The organism is Vulcaniibacterium gelatinicum (genome assembly GCF_008033445.1).
Classification (GTDB): Bacteria; Pseudomonadota; Gammaproteobacteria; order Xanthomonadales; family Xanthomonadaceae; genus Vulcaniibacterium_B; species Vulcaniibacterium_B gelatinicum.
In genome coordinates this window covers 1-15,111 of sequence record NZ_VNKO01000004.1, presented here as the reverse complement: position 1 = coordinate 15,111, position 15,111 = coordinate 1, and the positions used below count along the sequence as shown (strand labels likewise).

At 70.4% G+C, this 15,111-nt stretch carries 18 protein-coding genes; 3 read left to right on the top strand and 15 right to left on the bottom strand.

Going from position 1 to position 15,111, the window contains the following annotated elements; genetic code table 11:
• Nucleotides 1-13: 13 nt before the first annotated feature.
• From FPV26_RS03490 to asnS, 13 genes are all read right to left on the bottom strand, one after another.
• A complete protein-coding gene (locus tag FPV26_RS03490) occupies nt 14-1,378 on the bottom strand; it encodes an FAD-dependent oxidoreductase (RefSeq protein WP_147652328.1) in 1,365 nt (454 codons plus the stop codon).
• Nucleotides 1,379-1,478: 100 nt separating this feature from the next.
• Nucleotides 1,479-2,759: a kynureninase gene (gene kynU, locus FPV26_RS03485; RefSeq protein WP_147652471.1), complete on the bottom strand. Its 1,281-nt coding sequence runs from the start codon at nt 2,757-2,759 to the stop codon at nt 1,479-1,481.
• An 11-nt stretch (nt 2,760-2,770) separates the two neighbouring features.
• Nucleotides 2,771-3,781, bottom strand: coding sequence for an amidohydrolase family protein (locus tag FPV26_RS03480; RefSeq protein ID WP_147652327.1), 1,011 nt, complete (start codon nt 3,779-3,781; stop codon nt 2,771-2,773).
• A 16-nt stretch (nt 3,782-3,797) separates the two neighbouring features.
• A complete protein-coding gene (locus tag FPV26_RS03475) occupies nt 3,798-4,202 on the bottom strand; it encodes a type II toxin-antitoxin system VapC family toxin (protein WP_147652326.1) in 405 nt (134 codons plus the stop codon).
• 16 nt (nt 4,203-4,218) lie between these two features.
• A complete protein-coding gene (locus tag FPV26_RS03470) occupies nt 4,219-4,455 on the bottom strand; it encodes an AbrB/MazE/SpoVT family DNA-binding domain-containing protein (protein ID WP_147652325.1) in 237 nt (78 codons plus the stop codon).
• A 126-nt stretch (nt 4,456-4,581) separates the two neighbouring features.
• Complete coding sequence (locus FPV26_RS03465) at nt 4,582-5,130, bottom strand: 3-hydroxyanthranilate 3,4-dioxygenase (RefSeq protein WP_147652324.1); 549 nt, start codon at nt 5,128-5,130, stop codon at nt 4,582-4,584.
• A 4-nt stretch (nt 5,131-5,134) separates the two neighbouring features.
• Entirely contained in the window at nt 5,135-5,560 is a 426-nt protein-coding gene (locus FPV26_RS03460) for a RidA family protein (RefSeq protein ID WP_147652323.1), read from the bottom strand.
• A gap of 1 nt (nt 5,561) precedes the next feature.
• Nucleotides 5,562-6,224: a carbonate dehydratase gene (can, locus tag FPV26_RS03455; protein ID WP_147652322.1), complete on the bottom strand. Its 663-nt coding sequence runs from the start codon at nt 6,222-6,224 to the stop codon at nt 5,562-5,564.
• Nucleotides 6,221-7,648: an aldehyde dehydrogenase family protein gene (locus tag FPV26_RS03450; protein WP_147652321.1), complete on the bottom strand. Its 1,428-nt coding sequence runs from the start codon at nt 7,646-7,648 to the stop codon at nt 6,221-6,223. The genes can and FPV26_RS03450 overlap by 4 nt, the downstream gene beginning before the upstream one ends.
• 80 nt (nt 7,649-7,728) lie before the next feature.
• On the bottom strand, nt 7,729-8,514 hold the full coding sequence (locus tag FPV26_RS03445; protein ID WP_147652320.1) for an SDR family oxidoreductase: 786 nt from the start codon (nt 8,512-8,514) through the stop codon (nt 7,729-7,731).
• Between the two features lie 9 nt (nt 8,515-8,523).
• Nucleotides 8,524-8,829: a hypothetical protein gene (locus FPV26_RS03440; RefSeq protein WP_147652319.1), complete on the bottom strand. Its 306-nt coding sequence runs from the start codon at nt 8,827-8,829 to the stop codon at nt 8,524-8,526.
• Nucleotides 8,822-9,127: a hypothetical protein gene (locus FPV26_RS03435; protein WP_147652318.1), complete on the bottom strand. Its 306-nt coding sequence runs from the start codon at nt 9,125-9,127 to the stop codon at nt 8,822-8,824. Before FPV26_RS03435 ends, FPV26_RS03440 begins: the two co-directional genes overlap by 8 nt.
• Nucleotides 9,128-9,138: 11 nt before the next feature.
• A complete protein-coding gene (gene asnS, locus FPV26_RS03430; protein ID WP_147652317.1) occupies nt 9,139-10,539 on the bottom strand; it encodes an asparagine--tRNA ligase in 1,401 nt (466 codons plus the stop codon).
• Between the two features lie 123 nt (nt 10,540-10,662).
• Here asnS and FPV26_RS03425 point away from each other — a divergent pair, with 123 nt between their 5' ends.
• Together FPV26_RS03425 and FPV26_RS03420 are read left to right on the top strand one after the other, a co-directional pair.
• Nucleotides 10,663-11,004 carry a HesB/IscA family protein gene (locus FPV26_RS03425; protein WP_147652316.1) on the top strand — a complete coding sequence of 114 codons (342 nt, stop codon included), beginning with the start codon at nt 10,663-10,665 and terminating at the stop codon, nt 11,002-11,004.
• 96 nt (nt 11,005-11,100) lie between these two features.
• The gene (locus FPV26_RS03420) at nt 11,101-12,900 is read left to right on the top strand and encodes a DUF885 domain-containing protein (RefSeq protein WP_147652315.1); all 1,800 of its coding nucleotides are present in this window, start codon (nt 11,101-11,103) and stop codon (nt 12,898-12,900) included.
• Between the two features lie 144 nt (nt 12,901-13,044).
• On the opposite strand, the gene FPV26_RS03415 is transcribed toward FPV26_RS03420, so the two are convergent.
• Both FPV26_RS03415 and FPV26_RS03410 read right to left on the bottom strand, forming a co-directional pair.
• Nucleotides 13,045-14,001, bottom strand: coding sequence for a patatin-like phospholipase family protein (locus FPV26_RS03415; protein WP_147652314.1), 957 nt, complete (start codon nt 13,999-14,001; stop codon nt 13,045-13,047).
• A 26-nt stretch (nt 14,002-14,027) separates the two neighbouring features.
• Nucleotides 14,028-14,513 (bottom strand): DUF456 domain-containing protein, encoded by a 486-nt coding sequence (locus FPV26_RS03410; protein WP_147652313.1) that lies wholly within the window; start codon nt 14,511-14,513, stop codon nt 14,028-14,030.
• A gap of 209 nt (nt 14,514-14,722) precedes the next feature.
• On the opposite strand from FPV26_RS03410, the gene FPV26_RS03405 reads away from it, so the two are divergent.
• Nucleotides 14,723-14,932: a cold-shock protein gene (locus FPV26_RS03405; protein WP_147652312.1), complete on the top strand. Its 210-nt coding sequence runs from the start codon at nt 14,723-14,725 to the stop codon at nt 14,930-14,932.
• Nucleotides 14,933-15,111: the final 179 nt, after the last annotated feature.

The following is a 15,111-nucleotide window of genomic DNA, read 5'->3' as shown; positions in this document are numbered from 1 at the left end:
CCTTCCCCGGTCCTCAGCCTTCGGCCGGCAGCGGCGGCAGCCGATGCTCGACTTCGGCGTCGAGCCAGGCCCAGTCCAGGCCGTCCAGCGAATCGCGTCCGCGGGTGGCCTCGGCCAGCAGCCCGCGCTGCACCTGGCCGCGCTCGAAGGCGAGGGCGTAGGGCAGGCGACGGAACGTCACCATCGTGTAGCGCGGCACGAAGCGGCCCGGATGGCGCTCGGCGAGCTGGCGTTCGAGCTGGCGCTGGAGCAGGAAGTCCGGATCGTCCACCCGGTCGCGCATCTCGACGTAGTTCTCCAGCGCCATCGCCTGGATCGCGCGCGCGTTCGGCTTGCGCTCGGCCTCGAACGCGGCGAAGGCGGCGGCGAGGTCGGGCTCGCGTTCCAGGTGCGCGGCCAGGGCCACGCAATCCTCGAACGCGCAGTTCATGCCCTGGCCGTGGAACGGCACCATCGCGTGCGCGGCGTCGCCGAGCAGAACGGCGCGGCCGTCGAGGTGCCAGCGCTCGAGGTACAGCGTGCCGAGCTGGCCGACCGGGTTGCGCTCGAAATCCTCCTCGAGCCGCGGGATCAGCGGCAGCGCATCGGGGAAGTCGCGCGCGAACAGGGCGCGCGCGTCGGCGCCGGTGCGGACCGTGGCGAAGCTCGGGTCGCCCTCGTTGGGCAGGAACAGGGTGACGGTGAAGGTGCGCTCGTCGTTCGGCAGGGCGATGCACATGTAGCCGCCGCGCGGCCAGATGTGCAGCGCGTTCGGCTCGATGCGGAAACCGCCGTCGTCGGCCGGCGGGATCTCCAGTTCCTTGTACGAATGGCCCAGCGGCTCGTGGCGCTCGCCCAGGTCCAGGTAGCGCTGCATGGCCGCGCGCAGGCCCGAGCCCGCGCCGTCGGCGCCCACCAGGGCCCGGAACGGGTGCTCGTGGCGCAGGCCGTTGCGGTCGTCCACGAAGCTGGCGATGCCGGCGTCGAAGCGGACCTGGTCCAGGCGGCGGTCGAAGTGGATCCGCGCGCCGGCGGCTTCGGCGGCGTCGAGCAGGACGATGTTGAGCTCGGCCCGGCTCACCGACCAGATCACTTCGGAATCGTCGCGGCCGTAGCGCTGCAGCTGCTGGCCGCCTTCGGCGAAGTGCACCATGCGGCCGCGCATCATCACCGCCTTCTCCAGCACCGCCGCGTCCGTGCCGGCGATGCGCAACGCATGCAGCCCGCGCTCGGCCAGCGCCAGGTTGATCGAACGTCCGCCGCTGTAGCCCTGCACGCGCGGATCGCCGCGGCGCTCGTACACGTCCACGCGCCAGCCGCGCCTGGCGAGCAGCGTGGCGAGCAGCGCCCCCGCCAACCCCGCACCTGCGATCGTGATGTGCCTGCCTTCAGGTGTCATCGGACTTGCTCTTCGATATCAGCCACGGATTGCCACGGATGAACACGGATGAAGCAAACAGGATATTTACCCAGTGTTTTTCATCCGTGTAGATCCGTGGCTAATGGTTTTGGTCCCTGCGCCATTCCGCCACGCAACGGGCGAAGCGGAGGATGTCGGCGTGGGTGTTGTAGAGCGGGGCGGGGGAGATGCGGATCACGTCGGGTTCGCGCCAGTCGCCGAGCACGCCATGCGCGGCGAGGTGTTCGAACAGCGCGCGGCCGCGTTCGCGGCCGCCGGCCACGCGCAGCGAGAGCTGCGCGCCGCGGCGTTCCGGTTCGCGCGGGGTGACGATCTGCAGCGTGTCCGACAGGCGCTCGCGGATCAGGGCTTCGAGGTAGCCGGTCAGGCGCAGGGAGCGTTGCCGCAACGGCTCCATTCCGGCCCGCGTGAACAGCTCCAGCGAGGCGCGCAGCGGCGCCAGGCCCAGGATCGGCGGGTTGCTGAGCTGCCAGCCTTCCGCCCCCGGTGTGGGCTCGAAGCGCGGGCCCATGCGGAAACGGGTGTCCTGGCGGTGGCCCCACCAGCCGGCGAAGCGCGGCCGCTCGGTGTTCGCGTGGCGCTCGTGCACGAAACAGCCGGCGACGGCGCCGGGCCCCGAGTTCATGTACTTGTAGTGGCACCACACCGCGAAATCGGCGCCGGCATCGTGCAGGCGCAGCGGCAGGTTGCCGACCGCATGCGCGAGGTCGAAGCCGACCACCGCGCCGGCGGCATGGCCGAGCCGCACGATCGCGGCGAGGTCGAACGCCTGGCCGGTGCGGTACTGCACCCCCGGCCACAGGATCAACGCCAGGCGGTGGCCGTGCTCGCCGATGGCGCGTTCGATCGCTGCCATGGACACCGTGCCCTCGGGCTCGTCGGGTTCGAGCTCGATCAGGTCGGTGGCGGGGTCGAAGCCGTGGAAGCGCACCTGCGATTCGAGCGCATGCCGGTCCGACGGGAACGCACCGGCCTCGAGCAGGATCGCCGGACGCTCGCGTGTGGGCCGGTAGAAGCTGACCAGCATCAGGTGCAGGTTCACCGTCAGCGTGTTCATCGCCACCACTTCCGAGGGCAGCGCGCCGACCACCTGCGCCAGCGGTTCGCGCACCAGGGCGTGGTAGGGCATCCATGGCGCGGGTTCGAGGAAGTGCCCCTCGACCGCCTCGCGCGCCCACTTGTCCAGCACCTCCTCGACCATCGCCCGCACGCCCTTCGGCTGCAGGCCAAGCGAATTGCCGCAGAAGTACGCCATCTCGGCGCTCTCGTGGCGCGGGATGTGGAACTCGCCGCGGAACGTAGACAGCGGATCGGCGGCGTCGCGCGCGCGGGCGTCGTCGTCGGAGAACAGTTCGGTCATCGGCAGGGCACTCATTCGAAGCGGGATTTCGGCAGCCCCATCCATTCCAGCGCCGTGCCGTGGTACAGCCTGGCCTTGTCGGCTTCGTCCAGGCCGAGCGCCTCGATGCCGGCGCCGGGTTCCTGCTCGCCGAGCGGGAAGGGATAGTCGGTGCCCAGCATCACCCGCGACACCCCGCAGGTGTCGAGCAGGTAGCGCAGCGCGCGCGTGTCGGCCACCCAGGAGTCGTAGTACAGGCGGCCAAGGTATTCGCGCGGGTTGCGGAAGTTGTCGGTCGCCACCAGGTCCGGGCGCATGCGGAAACCGTGCTCGATCCGGCCGATGGTGTAGGGGAAGCTGCCGCCGCCGTGCGCCAGGCACACGCGCAGCTTCGGCAGCCGCTCCAGCACGCCGCCGAAGATCAGGCTGCAGGCCGCGCGCGACTGCTCGGCGGGCATGCCCACCAGCCACGGCAGCCAGTACTTGGGCATGGAGGCCGCGCCCATCATGTCCCACGGGTGGACCAGGATCGCCGCCCCCAGCTCGCTGGCGGCCTCGAAGAATTCGAACAGCTCCGGTGCATCCAGGTTCCAGTCGTTGACGTGCGAGCCGATCTGCACGCCCTGAAGGTTCAGCTCGTCCATGCAGCGCTCCAGCTCGCGCACCGCCAGCGACGGCGACTGCAGCGGCACGGTGCCGATCCCGGCGTAATGGCGCGGATGGGCGCGGCAGGCCTCGGCGATGTGGTCGTTGAGGGCCTGGTGCAGCTCGAGCGCGTGGTGCGGCCTGGCCCAGTAGCTGAACATCACCGGCACGGTGCTGATCACCTGCACCTGCACGCCGAAGCGGGCGTAGTCCTCGATCCGGATCTCCGGGTCCCAGGTCTTGGGCCAGATCTCGCGGAAGAACTTGCCGTCCTTGTAGATCCGGTGCCGGCCGTCCTCGCCGTGGTGGATCACCGGGAAGCGGTTGTCGCCGTACTTCGCGGCCAGGTCCGGCCAGTCGCGCGGCAGGAAGTGGGCGTGGATGTCGATCTTCAGCATGCGGCGATTTCCGGGGTTACTGGTCCGGCGTGATGAGCTCGACGGTCGGAAAATAGGCGCGGTAGCGCCGTGCATCGCGGGTCAGAAGCGGCCAGCGCATCACTGCGGCGTGGGCGCCGATGAAGAAATCGGCGAGCACGTTGTGCCGGCTGCCGCCCTTGCGGCGGTAGCGAACGAAGGCCTTGCCGGCCAGGAACAGGGCGGGGCGGGGCAGTTCCTGCAGTTCCACCTGCATTCCGGCGAGGGCGTCATCCAGCGCCTCCGGACTGTCGAAGGTCAGCGACAGCTCGGCGTAGATCACCGGGTTGATCACCAGCGTGTGCAATTGCGATTGCGCGCGCAGCTGGGCGATGGACCAGTCGGCCCAGTGGGGGTCGTCCTCGAGCACGTCAACGAGGACGTTCGTGTCCACGAGCAGCATGGCCGATCGTGCCCGCTCAGTCGCGCAGCAGGGCCATCAGTTCGTCGCTGCGCCATTTGACCTGGGCCTTGCCGCGCGCGGCCTCGAAGCGGTCCCGGCGCGGGGCGCGCCTGCGGCTGCCGGCCTTGCGCACGACCACCTCGCCGGCAGCGTTGACGGCGAACTCCACCGCGCTGCCCGGCTCCAGTCGCAGGGCGTCGCGGACCGGTTTCGGGATGGTGACCTGGCCCTTGACGGTGAGGATCGTGCTCATCGGCAGATTCCTGGTATTACCTCGGCCGAGTATGTAATACCCGGGCGGCGGGGGCAAGCGCCCGGCCGGATCCGTCCTGTCCCCGCTGGGGCACCTGACGGGCGGACCTCTCCGGCCGGCGGCTGCTCAGGGCATGCCGGCGTCCGGATCCTGTGCTGCCTCGTACTTCGCCGGCGCGGGATTCAGGTGCCCGCAGGTTCGGCAGGTGCGGTTGGCGCGCGAGCGGTAGAAACGCTCGAACACGGCCGGGAAGTCGGTCTCGATGTTCCGCAGCACGAAGAACTCCTCGTAGAGCTTCGTGTTGCACTTCTCGCAGAACCACATCAGCCCGTCGCGCTCGTGCGGCAGGCGCTTGCGCTCGACCACCAGGCCCACCGAGCCGGGCATGCGCTGCGGCGAGTGCGGCACGCGCGGGGGCAGGTAGAAGACCTCGCCGGCGCGGATCGGGATGTCGCGCACGCGGCCGTCCTCCTGGATCTTCAGCACCATCTCGCCTTCGAGCTGGTGGAACCACTCCGGGCCCTCGTCCCAGTGGTAGTCGGTGCGCTGGTTGGGGCCGCCGACCACCATCACGATGAAGTCGCCGTCCACGATGCACTTGTTGCCCACCGGCGGCTTGAGCAGGTGGCGGTGCTCGTCTATCCAGGCCTGGAGGTTGAAGGGGCCGGGCAGCATGGGGTCACTCCTTCACCACCGCGACGCACTTGAGCTCGATCGCGATCGGCGTGGGCAGCGCGGTGATGCCGAGGGTGGTGCGGCAGGGGGCGGTGGCCGGATCCGGGAAGTATTCGGCCCAGACCGCGTTGTAGGCCTTGAAGTCGCGCGCCATGTCGGTGAGGTACACGGTCACGTCCACCAGGTCCTCCCAGCGCGCGCCGCTGGCCTCGAGCACGGCGCGCACGTTGGCGAACACGGCGCGGGTCTGGGCGGCGATGTCGTAGCGGCGCACCCGGCCGTCGGCGAAATACTCGTTGCCGGGGATCTCGTCGCTGACCGGGTCGCGCGGGCCGATGCCGGACAGGAACAGCAGTCCGCCGGCGCGGCGCGCGTGCGGGTAGGCGCCGACGGGCTTCGGTGCGGCGGTGGTGCGGATCGCCTCGCTCATCTCAACGCTCCTCCCGCGCCAGGCGGATGCGGGCAAGGGCCTCGGCGTACTGCGGCGCGAGCCGTTCCAGGCCATCCACATCCATCCCGAGGTCGTTGACCAGGCCGTCGCACAGGCTGTACACCCAGCCGTGCACGGCCAGCGCCTGTCCGCGCGTCCAAGCGTCGCGCACGATCGTGGTCTGGCACACGTTCACCACCTGCTCGAGCACGTTCAGTTCGCACAGGCGGTCGTGCTGCCGTTCGGGCGCGCCGGCCTGGTGCAGGCAGCCCTCGTGCTTTTCGGCCACGTCGGTGACGTGGCGGATCCAGTTGTCCACCAGCCCCAGCCGCTGCCGGGTCAGCGCCGCGTGCACGCCGCCGCAGCCGTAGTGGCCGACCACCAGGATGTGCTTGACCTGGAGCACGTCCACCGCGTACTGGATCACCGACAGGCAGTTGAGGTCGGTGTGCACCACTACGTTGGCGATGTTGCGGTGCACGAACACCTCGCCCGGCGCCATGCCGATGATCTGGTTGGCCGGCACCCGCGAGTCCGAGCAGCCGATCCACAGGTACTCGGGCGCCTGCTGGCGCGACAGGTGCAGGAAGAATTCCGGATCCTCGCGGTGGATGCGTTCGGACCATTCGCGGTTGTTGCGGATCAGATGATCGAGCTTGCTCATCGCAGTGCGATCCCGACGTTCCGTGGCTCGGTGAAGAAGCGCATGGCCTCGAAGCCGCCCTCGCGGCCGAGGCCCGAGCTGCCCATGCCGCCGAACGGCGTGCGCAGGTCGCGCATGAGCCAGGTGTTGATCCAGACCATGCCCACGCGCAGGCGCGCGGCGAGGCGATGGGCGCGGTCCAGGTCGCGGGTCCAGAGCGAGGCGCACAGGCCGTAGTCGGTGGCGTTCGCCAGGGCCAGCGCCGCGTCCTCGGTGTCGAAGGGCTGCAGCGTGGCCACCGGGCCGAAGATCTCCTCGCGGTTGGTGGCGCACTGCGGGCCCAGGCCCTCGATCACGGTCGGAGCCACGTACCAGCCGGGTCGGTCGAGCGCGTGGCCGCCGCAGAGCACGCGGCCGCCCTCGTCACGGGCGCGGGCGATCGCGGCCATCACCTTGTCGAAGTGCGCTTGCGACACCAGCGGGCCCAGTTCCGTGTCCGGATCCGAGGGCTCGCCCAGGCGCAGCGCCTGCGCGCGCTCGACCAGCGCGTCGCGGACTTCGGCGTAGATCGGCCGCTCGACCAGGATCCGCGAGCCGCACAGGCAGATCTGCCCGGAATTCTGGAAGGCCGAGCGCACCAGGGTGCCCAGGTGCGCGCGCCAGTCGGCGTCGGCGAACACCAGGGTCGGGTTCTTGCCGCCGAGTTCGAGCGAGAGTTTCTTCAGCATCGGCGCGGCCAGCCCGGCGATGCGGCGGCCGACCGCGGTGCTGCCGGTGAAGGAAATGGCGCGTGTTCCGGCGTGCGTCACCAGCGGCTCGCCGACCGCGGGACCCAGGCCGTGCACGATGTTGAGCACTCCTTTCGGGAGGCCGATCCGCGCCGCGAGCTCGCCGAGCATGGTCGCGGTGAGCGGGGTCACCTCGGACGGCTTGGCCACCACCGTGTTGCCTGCCGCCAGCGCGGGGGCGATTTTCCAGGTGAACAGGTACAGCGGCAGGTTCCAGGGCGAGATCGTGCCGACCACGCCGAGCGGCTGGCGCAGGGTGTAGTTCAGGCCGGCCTGGCCGTGGTGCGACTCGCTGGCGAACTGGGTCGCGGCATGGGCGAAGAAGCGCAGGTTGCTGACCGCACGCGGGATCTCCAGCTCGCGCGCGAGGCGGAGGGGCTTGCCGCCGTCGCGCGATTCGGCGCGGGCGAAGTCGTCCAGCTGCGCCTCGAGCGCCTCGGCCAGCCGTTCCAGCCACCGCGCGCGTTCGCCGTTGGGCAGGGACGACCAGTCGGGGAAGGCGCGTTCGGCCGCGGCGATGGCGGCCTCCACGTCCTGCGCGTCGCCGTCGGCGACCTCGGCGAAGGGCTCGCCGCGGGCGGGGTCGAAGACCGCGCGCCAGCGGCCGCAGGCCGCTTCCCGGGGTTCGCCATCGATCCAGTGGGGCAGGCGCATCATCCGCCTAGCTTAACGGTTCCCTGCGTCCCCGCCCCAGTCCATCCCGCTCGCACGAGCGGAAGCGGAAGCGTCGGCGTGGCTCAGATGGACTGCATCCGCCCGCCGTCCACCGCCAGCGAGACGCCGTTGACGTAGGCCGCGGCCGGCGAGCACAGGAACGCGATCACCCCGCCGACTTCCTCCGGGCGGGCGAAGCGCCCGGCGGGCACGCTGCGGCGCATCTCCTCGGCGATCTCCGCCTCGCTGCGGCCGCCGGCACGGGCGCGGTCGCGCACGATCTGGGCGATGCGCGCGGTCTCGGTATAGCCGGGCAGGACGTTGTTGACCGTGATCCCGAACGGCGCCAGCTCGCGCGAGAGGGTCTTGGCCCAGCTCGCCACTGCGCCGCGGATGGTGTTGGACACGCCGAGGTTGGGGATCGGCTCGCGCACCGAGGTCGAGATGACGTTGACGATGCGGCCGAAGCCGGCGGCGCGCATCCCGGGCAGCAGCGCCTGCACCAGCACGTGGTTGGCGACCAGGTGCTTGCGGAAGGCGTCCTCGAACGCGGCCACCGCCGCGGTGTGCGCAGGTCCGCCCGGCGGGCCGCCGGTGTTGTTGACCAGGATGTGCACCGGCTTGCCGGCGGCCAGCGCCTCGGCCTGCGCGCGCAACGCGTCGGTGTGCGCCATGTCGGCGGCGATCCAGCCGTGCGCCTGCGCACCGCGGCGGGGCAGGGCGGCGGTGACCTCGCGCAGCACGTCCTCGCGCCGCGCCAGCACGGTCACGTCGGCGCCGAGCAGCGCCAGCTCCTGCGCCGCGGCGCGGCCGATGCCTTCGGAGGCGCCGCAGACCAGGGCGTGCTTGCCGGAAAGATCCAGATCCACGGAGTTCCCTCAATGCCGGCCGGGCAGCTTCTGCACCATCCGCTCGCGCAGCGTCGCGTCGTCCTCGGCCTGCGGCGGGGTGAGTTCGTCGAGGCCGAAGCCGCGTTCGGCCGCGTCGTCGGCGTCCATGCCGTCCAGGGCGACGAATTCGGCGTCCATCAGCGCGGCGCGGGCGCTGTCCTCGCTGTCGAAGACGAGCGTCCTGCCGTCGCTGTCGAACACCTCGGCGGTGCCGGCCTCGCGCACCCGCAGCCGGGCCCAGACCACGGTGCGGCCGAGCGTGGCCAGCCACCACTCGTCGTGCGCGTCAGTCACTGGCCACCGCCCACAGGGCCAGGATCCCGGCCAGGCCGAGCCCGGTGAAGATGCACAGCAGCGCGATCCGTGCCGGCGTGGCCAGGCCGGACAGCTGGCGGTCGCGGGTGTCGTGGTAGGCGCCGCGCAGCAGCCAGCCCAGCGCCACCGGCTTGAGGAATGCGCCGGCGCCGAATTCCGCCGCGACCTGCGGGTGCCGGTCGCGCACGTGCACCAGGGTCAGCGGCCAGAAGATCACGAACGCGCAGGCGCCGGCAATGGCGACGGCGACGAACAGCAGGGCGAAGAACAGGATCATGTCCGCCGGCCTCAGAACTCCGCGTGCCCGGGCGCACGCGGGTAGGGGATCGCGTCGCGGATGTTGGACAGCCCGCACACGTACACCACCAGGCGCTCGAACCCCAGGCCGAAGCCCGCGTGCGGCACGGTGCCGTAGCGGCGCAGGTCGCGGTACCAGGCGTAGTGCTCGGGGTCGAGCCCGAACTGGGCCATGCGCGCATCGAGCATGTCCAGCCGCTCCTCGCGCTGGCTGCCGCCGATGATCTCGCCGATGCCGGGGGCGAGCACGTCCATGGCCGCCACGGTCTTCCCGTCGTCGTTCAGGCGCATGTAGAACGCCTTGATGTGCTCGGGGTAGTTGGTCACCACCACCGGACGGCCCACGTGGACCTCGGTCAGCCAGCGCTCGTGCTCGGTCTGCAGGTCCAGGCCCCATTCCACCGGGAACTCGAACTTCTGCCCGGACTTCTGCAGCAGCGCGATCGCGTCGGTGTAGTCGATGCGTTCGAACGGCGCGTTGACGAACGTTTCCAGGCGCGACACCGCGTCCTTCTGCACCCGCTCGGCGATGAAGGCCATGTCGTCGCCGCGCTCCTCGAGCACGGCGCGGAACAGGTACTTGAGGAAGCCCTCGGCCAGCCGCGCGTCCTCGTCCAGGTCGGCGAAGGCGATTTCCGGCTCGATCATCCAGAACTCGGCCAGGTGGCGCGTGGTGTTGCTGTTCTCGGCGCGGAAGGTGGGGCCGAAGGTGTAGACCTTGCTCAGTGCCAGGCAGTAGGCCTCGACGTTGAGCTGGCCGGAGACGGTCAGGAACGCCTCCTTGCCGAAGAAGTCGCGCGAGAAGTCCACCTCGCCGCCGGCGGTGCGCGGCAGGTTCATCAGGTCGAGGGTGGAGACGCGGAACATCTGCCCCGCGCCCTCGGCATCGGAGGTGGTGATGATCGGGGTGTTGACCCAGTAGAACCCGTGCTCGTGGAAGAAGCGGTGGATCGCCTGCGCCAGGCAGTGGCGGATGCGGGCGACCGCGCCGAACAGGTTGGTGCGCGGACGCAGGTGCGCCACCTCGCGCAGGAACTCGAGCGAGTGCGCCTTGGGCTGGATCGGGTAGGTTTCCGGATCGTCCACCCAGCCCACCACCTCGATCCGCGTGGCCTGGATCTCGAACGCCTGGCCCTGGCCCTGCGAGCGCACCAGCGTGCCGGTGGCGACCACCGCGCAGCCGGCGGTGAGGTGCTTCACCTCGGACTCGTAGTTGGGCAGCGTGTTCGGCGCCACCACCTGGATCGGGGCGAAGCAGGAGCCGTCGCTGACGTTGACGAAGGACAGGCCCGCCTTGGAGTCGCGCCGGGTGCGCACCCAGCCGCGGACCGTGACCTCGCCGCCGACCGGCAGCCGGCCGGCCAGCGCATGCTCGACGCTCACTACTGTCATGCCTTGAATCCTCGTCGTCGCGGGCGCATTTCCTGACTGCGCCCCGAAGCCCGCCAGTGTACCGGACGTCCGCTGCCGGAGGGCCCGCGGGTACAATGTCCCCGCCGTTTCCCGGAGTTCCCCATGGCCGTCACCCTCGCCCCCGCCGCCCTCGACCGCGTCCGCAGCTACCTGGCGCAGGAGCCGCAGGCGCTGGGCCTGCGTTTCGGGGTCAAGCGCACCGGCTGTTCCGGCTGGGGCTACCAGGTGGACCTGGCCCGGGAGCAGCGTCCGGACGATGCGGTCTTCGTCCAGGGCGAGGTGCGCATCTTCGTGGATGCCGCCAGCCTGCCGCTGGTGGACGGCACCGAGATCGATTTCCTGCGCCAGGGCCTGAACGAGCAGTTCGTGTTCCGCAATCCGAACGTGCAGGCCGAATGCGGTTGCGGCGAGTCGTTCACCACCCTGGCCGACCGCGCCGCCTGACCCGCCGGCACTGAATGCGCCCGGCCAACCTTCGGCACGGGGGGCACCACCGCACGCCGGCTAGACTCGGGCGGTTCGTCCCGGGGAGCCCGTGCCATGTTCCGACCGCTGCTGCTCGCCGTCGCGCTCGCGACCGCGCTGTCCGTTCCGCCCGTCTTCGCCGCGCAGGACGCCGCCGCGCCGGTCGCGGCCCGCAACGCCGCCACTGCCGCACTGCATGCCCTGTTCGAGGAGGAATGGGAGCGCGACCTGCGCGAATCCCCCGAGACCGCGAGCCACCGCGGGGACCGGCGTTACAACGATCGCTGGACCGACCTCAGCCTTGCGGCCATCGCCCGCCGCGAGGCCGCCGACCGCGAGGTGCTGCAGCGCCTGCGCGCGATCGACCGCAGCCAGCTCTCGCCGGCCGACCAGCTCAACTACGACGTGTTCCTGTGGCAGCAGGAGAAGGCGGTCGAGCGCCAGCGGTTCAAGGAATGGCAGCGCCCGCTGAACCAGCGCGGCGGCGTGCAGACCGCGAGCGAGATCGCCGAGGTGCTGCCGTTCGCCACGGCCAAGGACTACCAGGACTGGATCGCGCGGCTGGAGGGCGTACCGCGGCTGGTCGAGCAGACCACCGTACTGCTGCGCGAGGGCCTGAAGGCCGGCAACACCCAGCCCAAGGTGCTGATGCAGCGGGTGCCCGCGCAGATCGCCGCCCAGGTGGTGGCCGACCCGACCCGGAGCCCGTTCTACAAGCCGTTCCTGAAGATGCCCGAATCCATCCCGCAGGCCGAGCGCGAGGCGCTGGCGGCGCGGGCGCGCGAGCTGATCGCGCAGCGGGTGGTGCCGGCCTACCGCGCTTTCGGCGAGTTCTTCGAGCGGGAGTACCTGCCCGGCGCCACCGATTCGATCGCCGCCGTGGACCTGCCCGACGGCAAGGCCTACTACGACTTCCTCGCCAGCCACTTCACCACCACCCGGCTGACCGCCGACGAGATCCACGCCATCGGCCTGAAGGAAGTGGCCCGGATCCGTGCCGAGATGGAGAAGGTGAAGGCCGAGGTGGGCTTCACCGGCACGCTGGCGCAGTTCTTCGAGCATCTGCGCACCGATCCGAAGTTCTTCTACAGGACGCCGGAGGAACTGCTCGTCGCCTACCGCGACGTCGCCAAGCGCATCGACCCCGAGCTGGTGAAGGTGTTCCGGACCATCCCGCGGCTGCCCTACGGCGTGCGCCCGATCCCCGACAACATCGCCCCCGACACCACCACCGCGTACTACCAGCCCGGCGCCGTGGACGGCAGCCGTGCCGGCTACTACTACGTCAACCTGTACCGGCCGGAGGTGCGGCCGAAGTGGGAGATGATGGCGCTGTCGCTGCACGAGGCGGTGCCGGGCCACCACTTCCAGTTTTCACGCGGTCTGGAACTGCCGGATGTCCCGATGTTCCGGCGTGTGGGCTATTTCGTGGCCTACGGCGAGGGCTGGGCGCTGTACGCCGAGCGCCTGGGCTACGACATGGGCCTGTACGACGATCCGTACGACCGCATGGGCCAGCTGGCCTACGACATGTGGCGCGCGGTGCGGCTGGTGGTGGACACCGGCATGCACAGCAAGGGCTGGAGCCGCGAGCGCGCGATCCGTTTCTTCATGGACAACGCGCCGAAGACGGAGCAGGACATCGTCAACGAGATCGACCGTTACATCGCCTGGCCGGGCCAGGCGCTGGCCTACAAGATCGGCCAGCTCAAGATCTCCGAGCTGCGCGAGCGGGCGCAGCGCGAGCTGGGCGAGCGCTTCGACCTGCGTGCGTTCAACGACGCGGTGCTCGAGACCGGCTCGGTGCCGCTGGCGGTGCTGGAACGGCACATGCAGGCGTGGATCGAACGCCAGCGTGCACGTCCGTCGGGCTGAGTCGCCTCGGAAAGCAGCGGGTGAGATGGCCGCCCCTGGTCAGGTTTGATTGCGGGAGGCTTGGTCGTCCCGGATTCGGTGCGCGCGCAAACGCCCGCGCCACGCCCGAAGCGACGAACACCACACGCAAGCACGGAACCCGGCTTACAGCAGCGTCACGAGCCGGGCCAGCTTTGCCCGCGTCTCCGCCTGCAGCAGGTAGTCCCCGGCCAGCTTCTCGAGCGCCAGCAGGTTGGTCTCGCTGGTGTCGTCAATGTCGTCCAGGCCGAGGGTCAGGCGCGTCTGCAGGCGCACGTAGCCGTCGCCGACCAGGTGCCGCGCGATGTAGTCCACCGCCTCGGCACTGCCGTCGAACAGCACGTCGATGATCGGCACCGCCCACTCCAGCGCACCCCATTCCCGCGCCTCGCGCAGCGAGATCGGCCGGTTGCGCTCGCCGCTGCCGACCGAGAGCACCACCAGCTCGTGGCTGTCATGCACGCGCGCATCCTTGCGCAGCGCCTCGGCGATGGCGCAGGCGGTGGGATTGTTGGCGACCACGCCACCGTCGATGAGCGCCCGCTGTTGTCCCTCGACGACCATGCCGTGGGCGGGAAAGTAGGTCGGCGCCGCGGCCGAGGCCCGGCACACCTCCCACATCGGCAACTGGCGGTGCTCGGGCTTGAAGCTCTTGAAGATCACCGGCGAGCGCGAAATGGTGTCGTAGCTGGTGACCAGCACCGGCCGCGCGGCGTCGCCGAGCCGGGCGTCACCGAGCACCTCGCGCAGCACATGCTCCAACCCCTTGCCGTCGTACTTTGGCGCCGACGGGCCGTGGGTGAACAGGCGCCCGGCGCGCGACCACAGCCGCCCGGCCAGGCCCGGGAAGATCTCGTGGCGGTGCTCGCGGTACAGCGCGGCGATGCGGCGCGGTTCCAGGCCGCGGGCCAGGGCGCATGCGACCAGCGCCCCGGTGGAACTGCCGGCGATCAGGTCGAAACGCGGCATGAGCCCGGGTTTCCCGGCCGCGGCCAGCGCGTCCTCCACGCCCGCCAGCCACAGGCAGGCAACCAGGCCGCGGATGCCGCCGCCATCAATGGCGAGGATGCGTCGCATGTGCATGGCGGTTCCCTCCCGGGCAGCCTGCGTCAGGTCCACCACGCCAGCGCGAAGATCCCGAGCATCGCCAGCGCCAGCCCGAACTTGAGCACCACCGCCAGGACGATCCCGAGCCAGGTGCCGAAACCGACCTTCGCCGCCTGCCGCACTTCGCGGCCGTGCAGCAGCTCGCCGGCGAGTGCGCCCACGAACGGCCCCACCAGCAGCCCGACCGGCATGAACAGCAGCCCGGCGAAGGTGCCGAGCACGGCGCCGACCATCGCCTTCCGGCTGGCGCCCACGCGCCGGGCGCCGTGCGCCGTGGCCCAGAAGTCCACCGCGAAGGAGAGGGCGGTCAGCACGCCCAGCACGACCAGCGTGGCCGGGCCGACCTGCTGGAAATCCCCGATCCAGGCCGCCAGCAGCAGCCCTGCGAAGACCAGCGGCAGGCCCGGCAGCACCGGCAGGACGGTGCCGATCAGGCCGATCACGACCAGCGCGGCGGCGAGCAGATACAGCAGGGTCTGGGTTTCCATGGGCGGTCGGCACGGGGGCGGCGCGCCGGATCGGCGGCCGTTGCATTTTCACAGACCCCACGCTAAGTTGCCGACGCTGCGTTTGCCAAGGTCACAGTGAATCGTGGCCTGATGCGGCCCATGCCGTAGATGCACCTCGCTTCCTCCTTGGAGCCAGCACGCCGGATCTCGGCGTTTTTCCACCACCACCGCTCCAGGGAGCATGTGCGATGTCGAACCGTGAAACCGGTACCGTCAAGTGGTTCAACGATGCCAAGGGCTTCGGCTTCATCAGCCGCGCCAACGGCGAGGACGTGTTCGTCCACTTCCGCGCGATCCAGATGCAGGGCTTCAAGAGCCTGAAGGAAGGCCAGCAGGTCACCTTCGTGGTCGTGCAGGGCCAGAAGGGCCTGCAGGCCGACCAGGTGCAGCCGGCCTGATTCCGGCGCGCCCGTCGTGTCGAGAAGAACCCGGCTTCGGCCGGGTTTTTCTTTGGCGCTGTTCGCGTTGATTGTTGATCGTCTCAGTCGGTGAGCCGGCCCGAGCGCAGGCTTTCCCCGTGGCCTGAGGTGTTCGGGCGGGGAGAGGACGGTATGCGGGCACGTGAACTCAAGCGCTG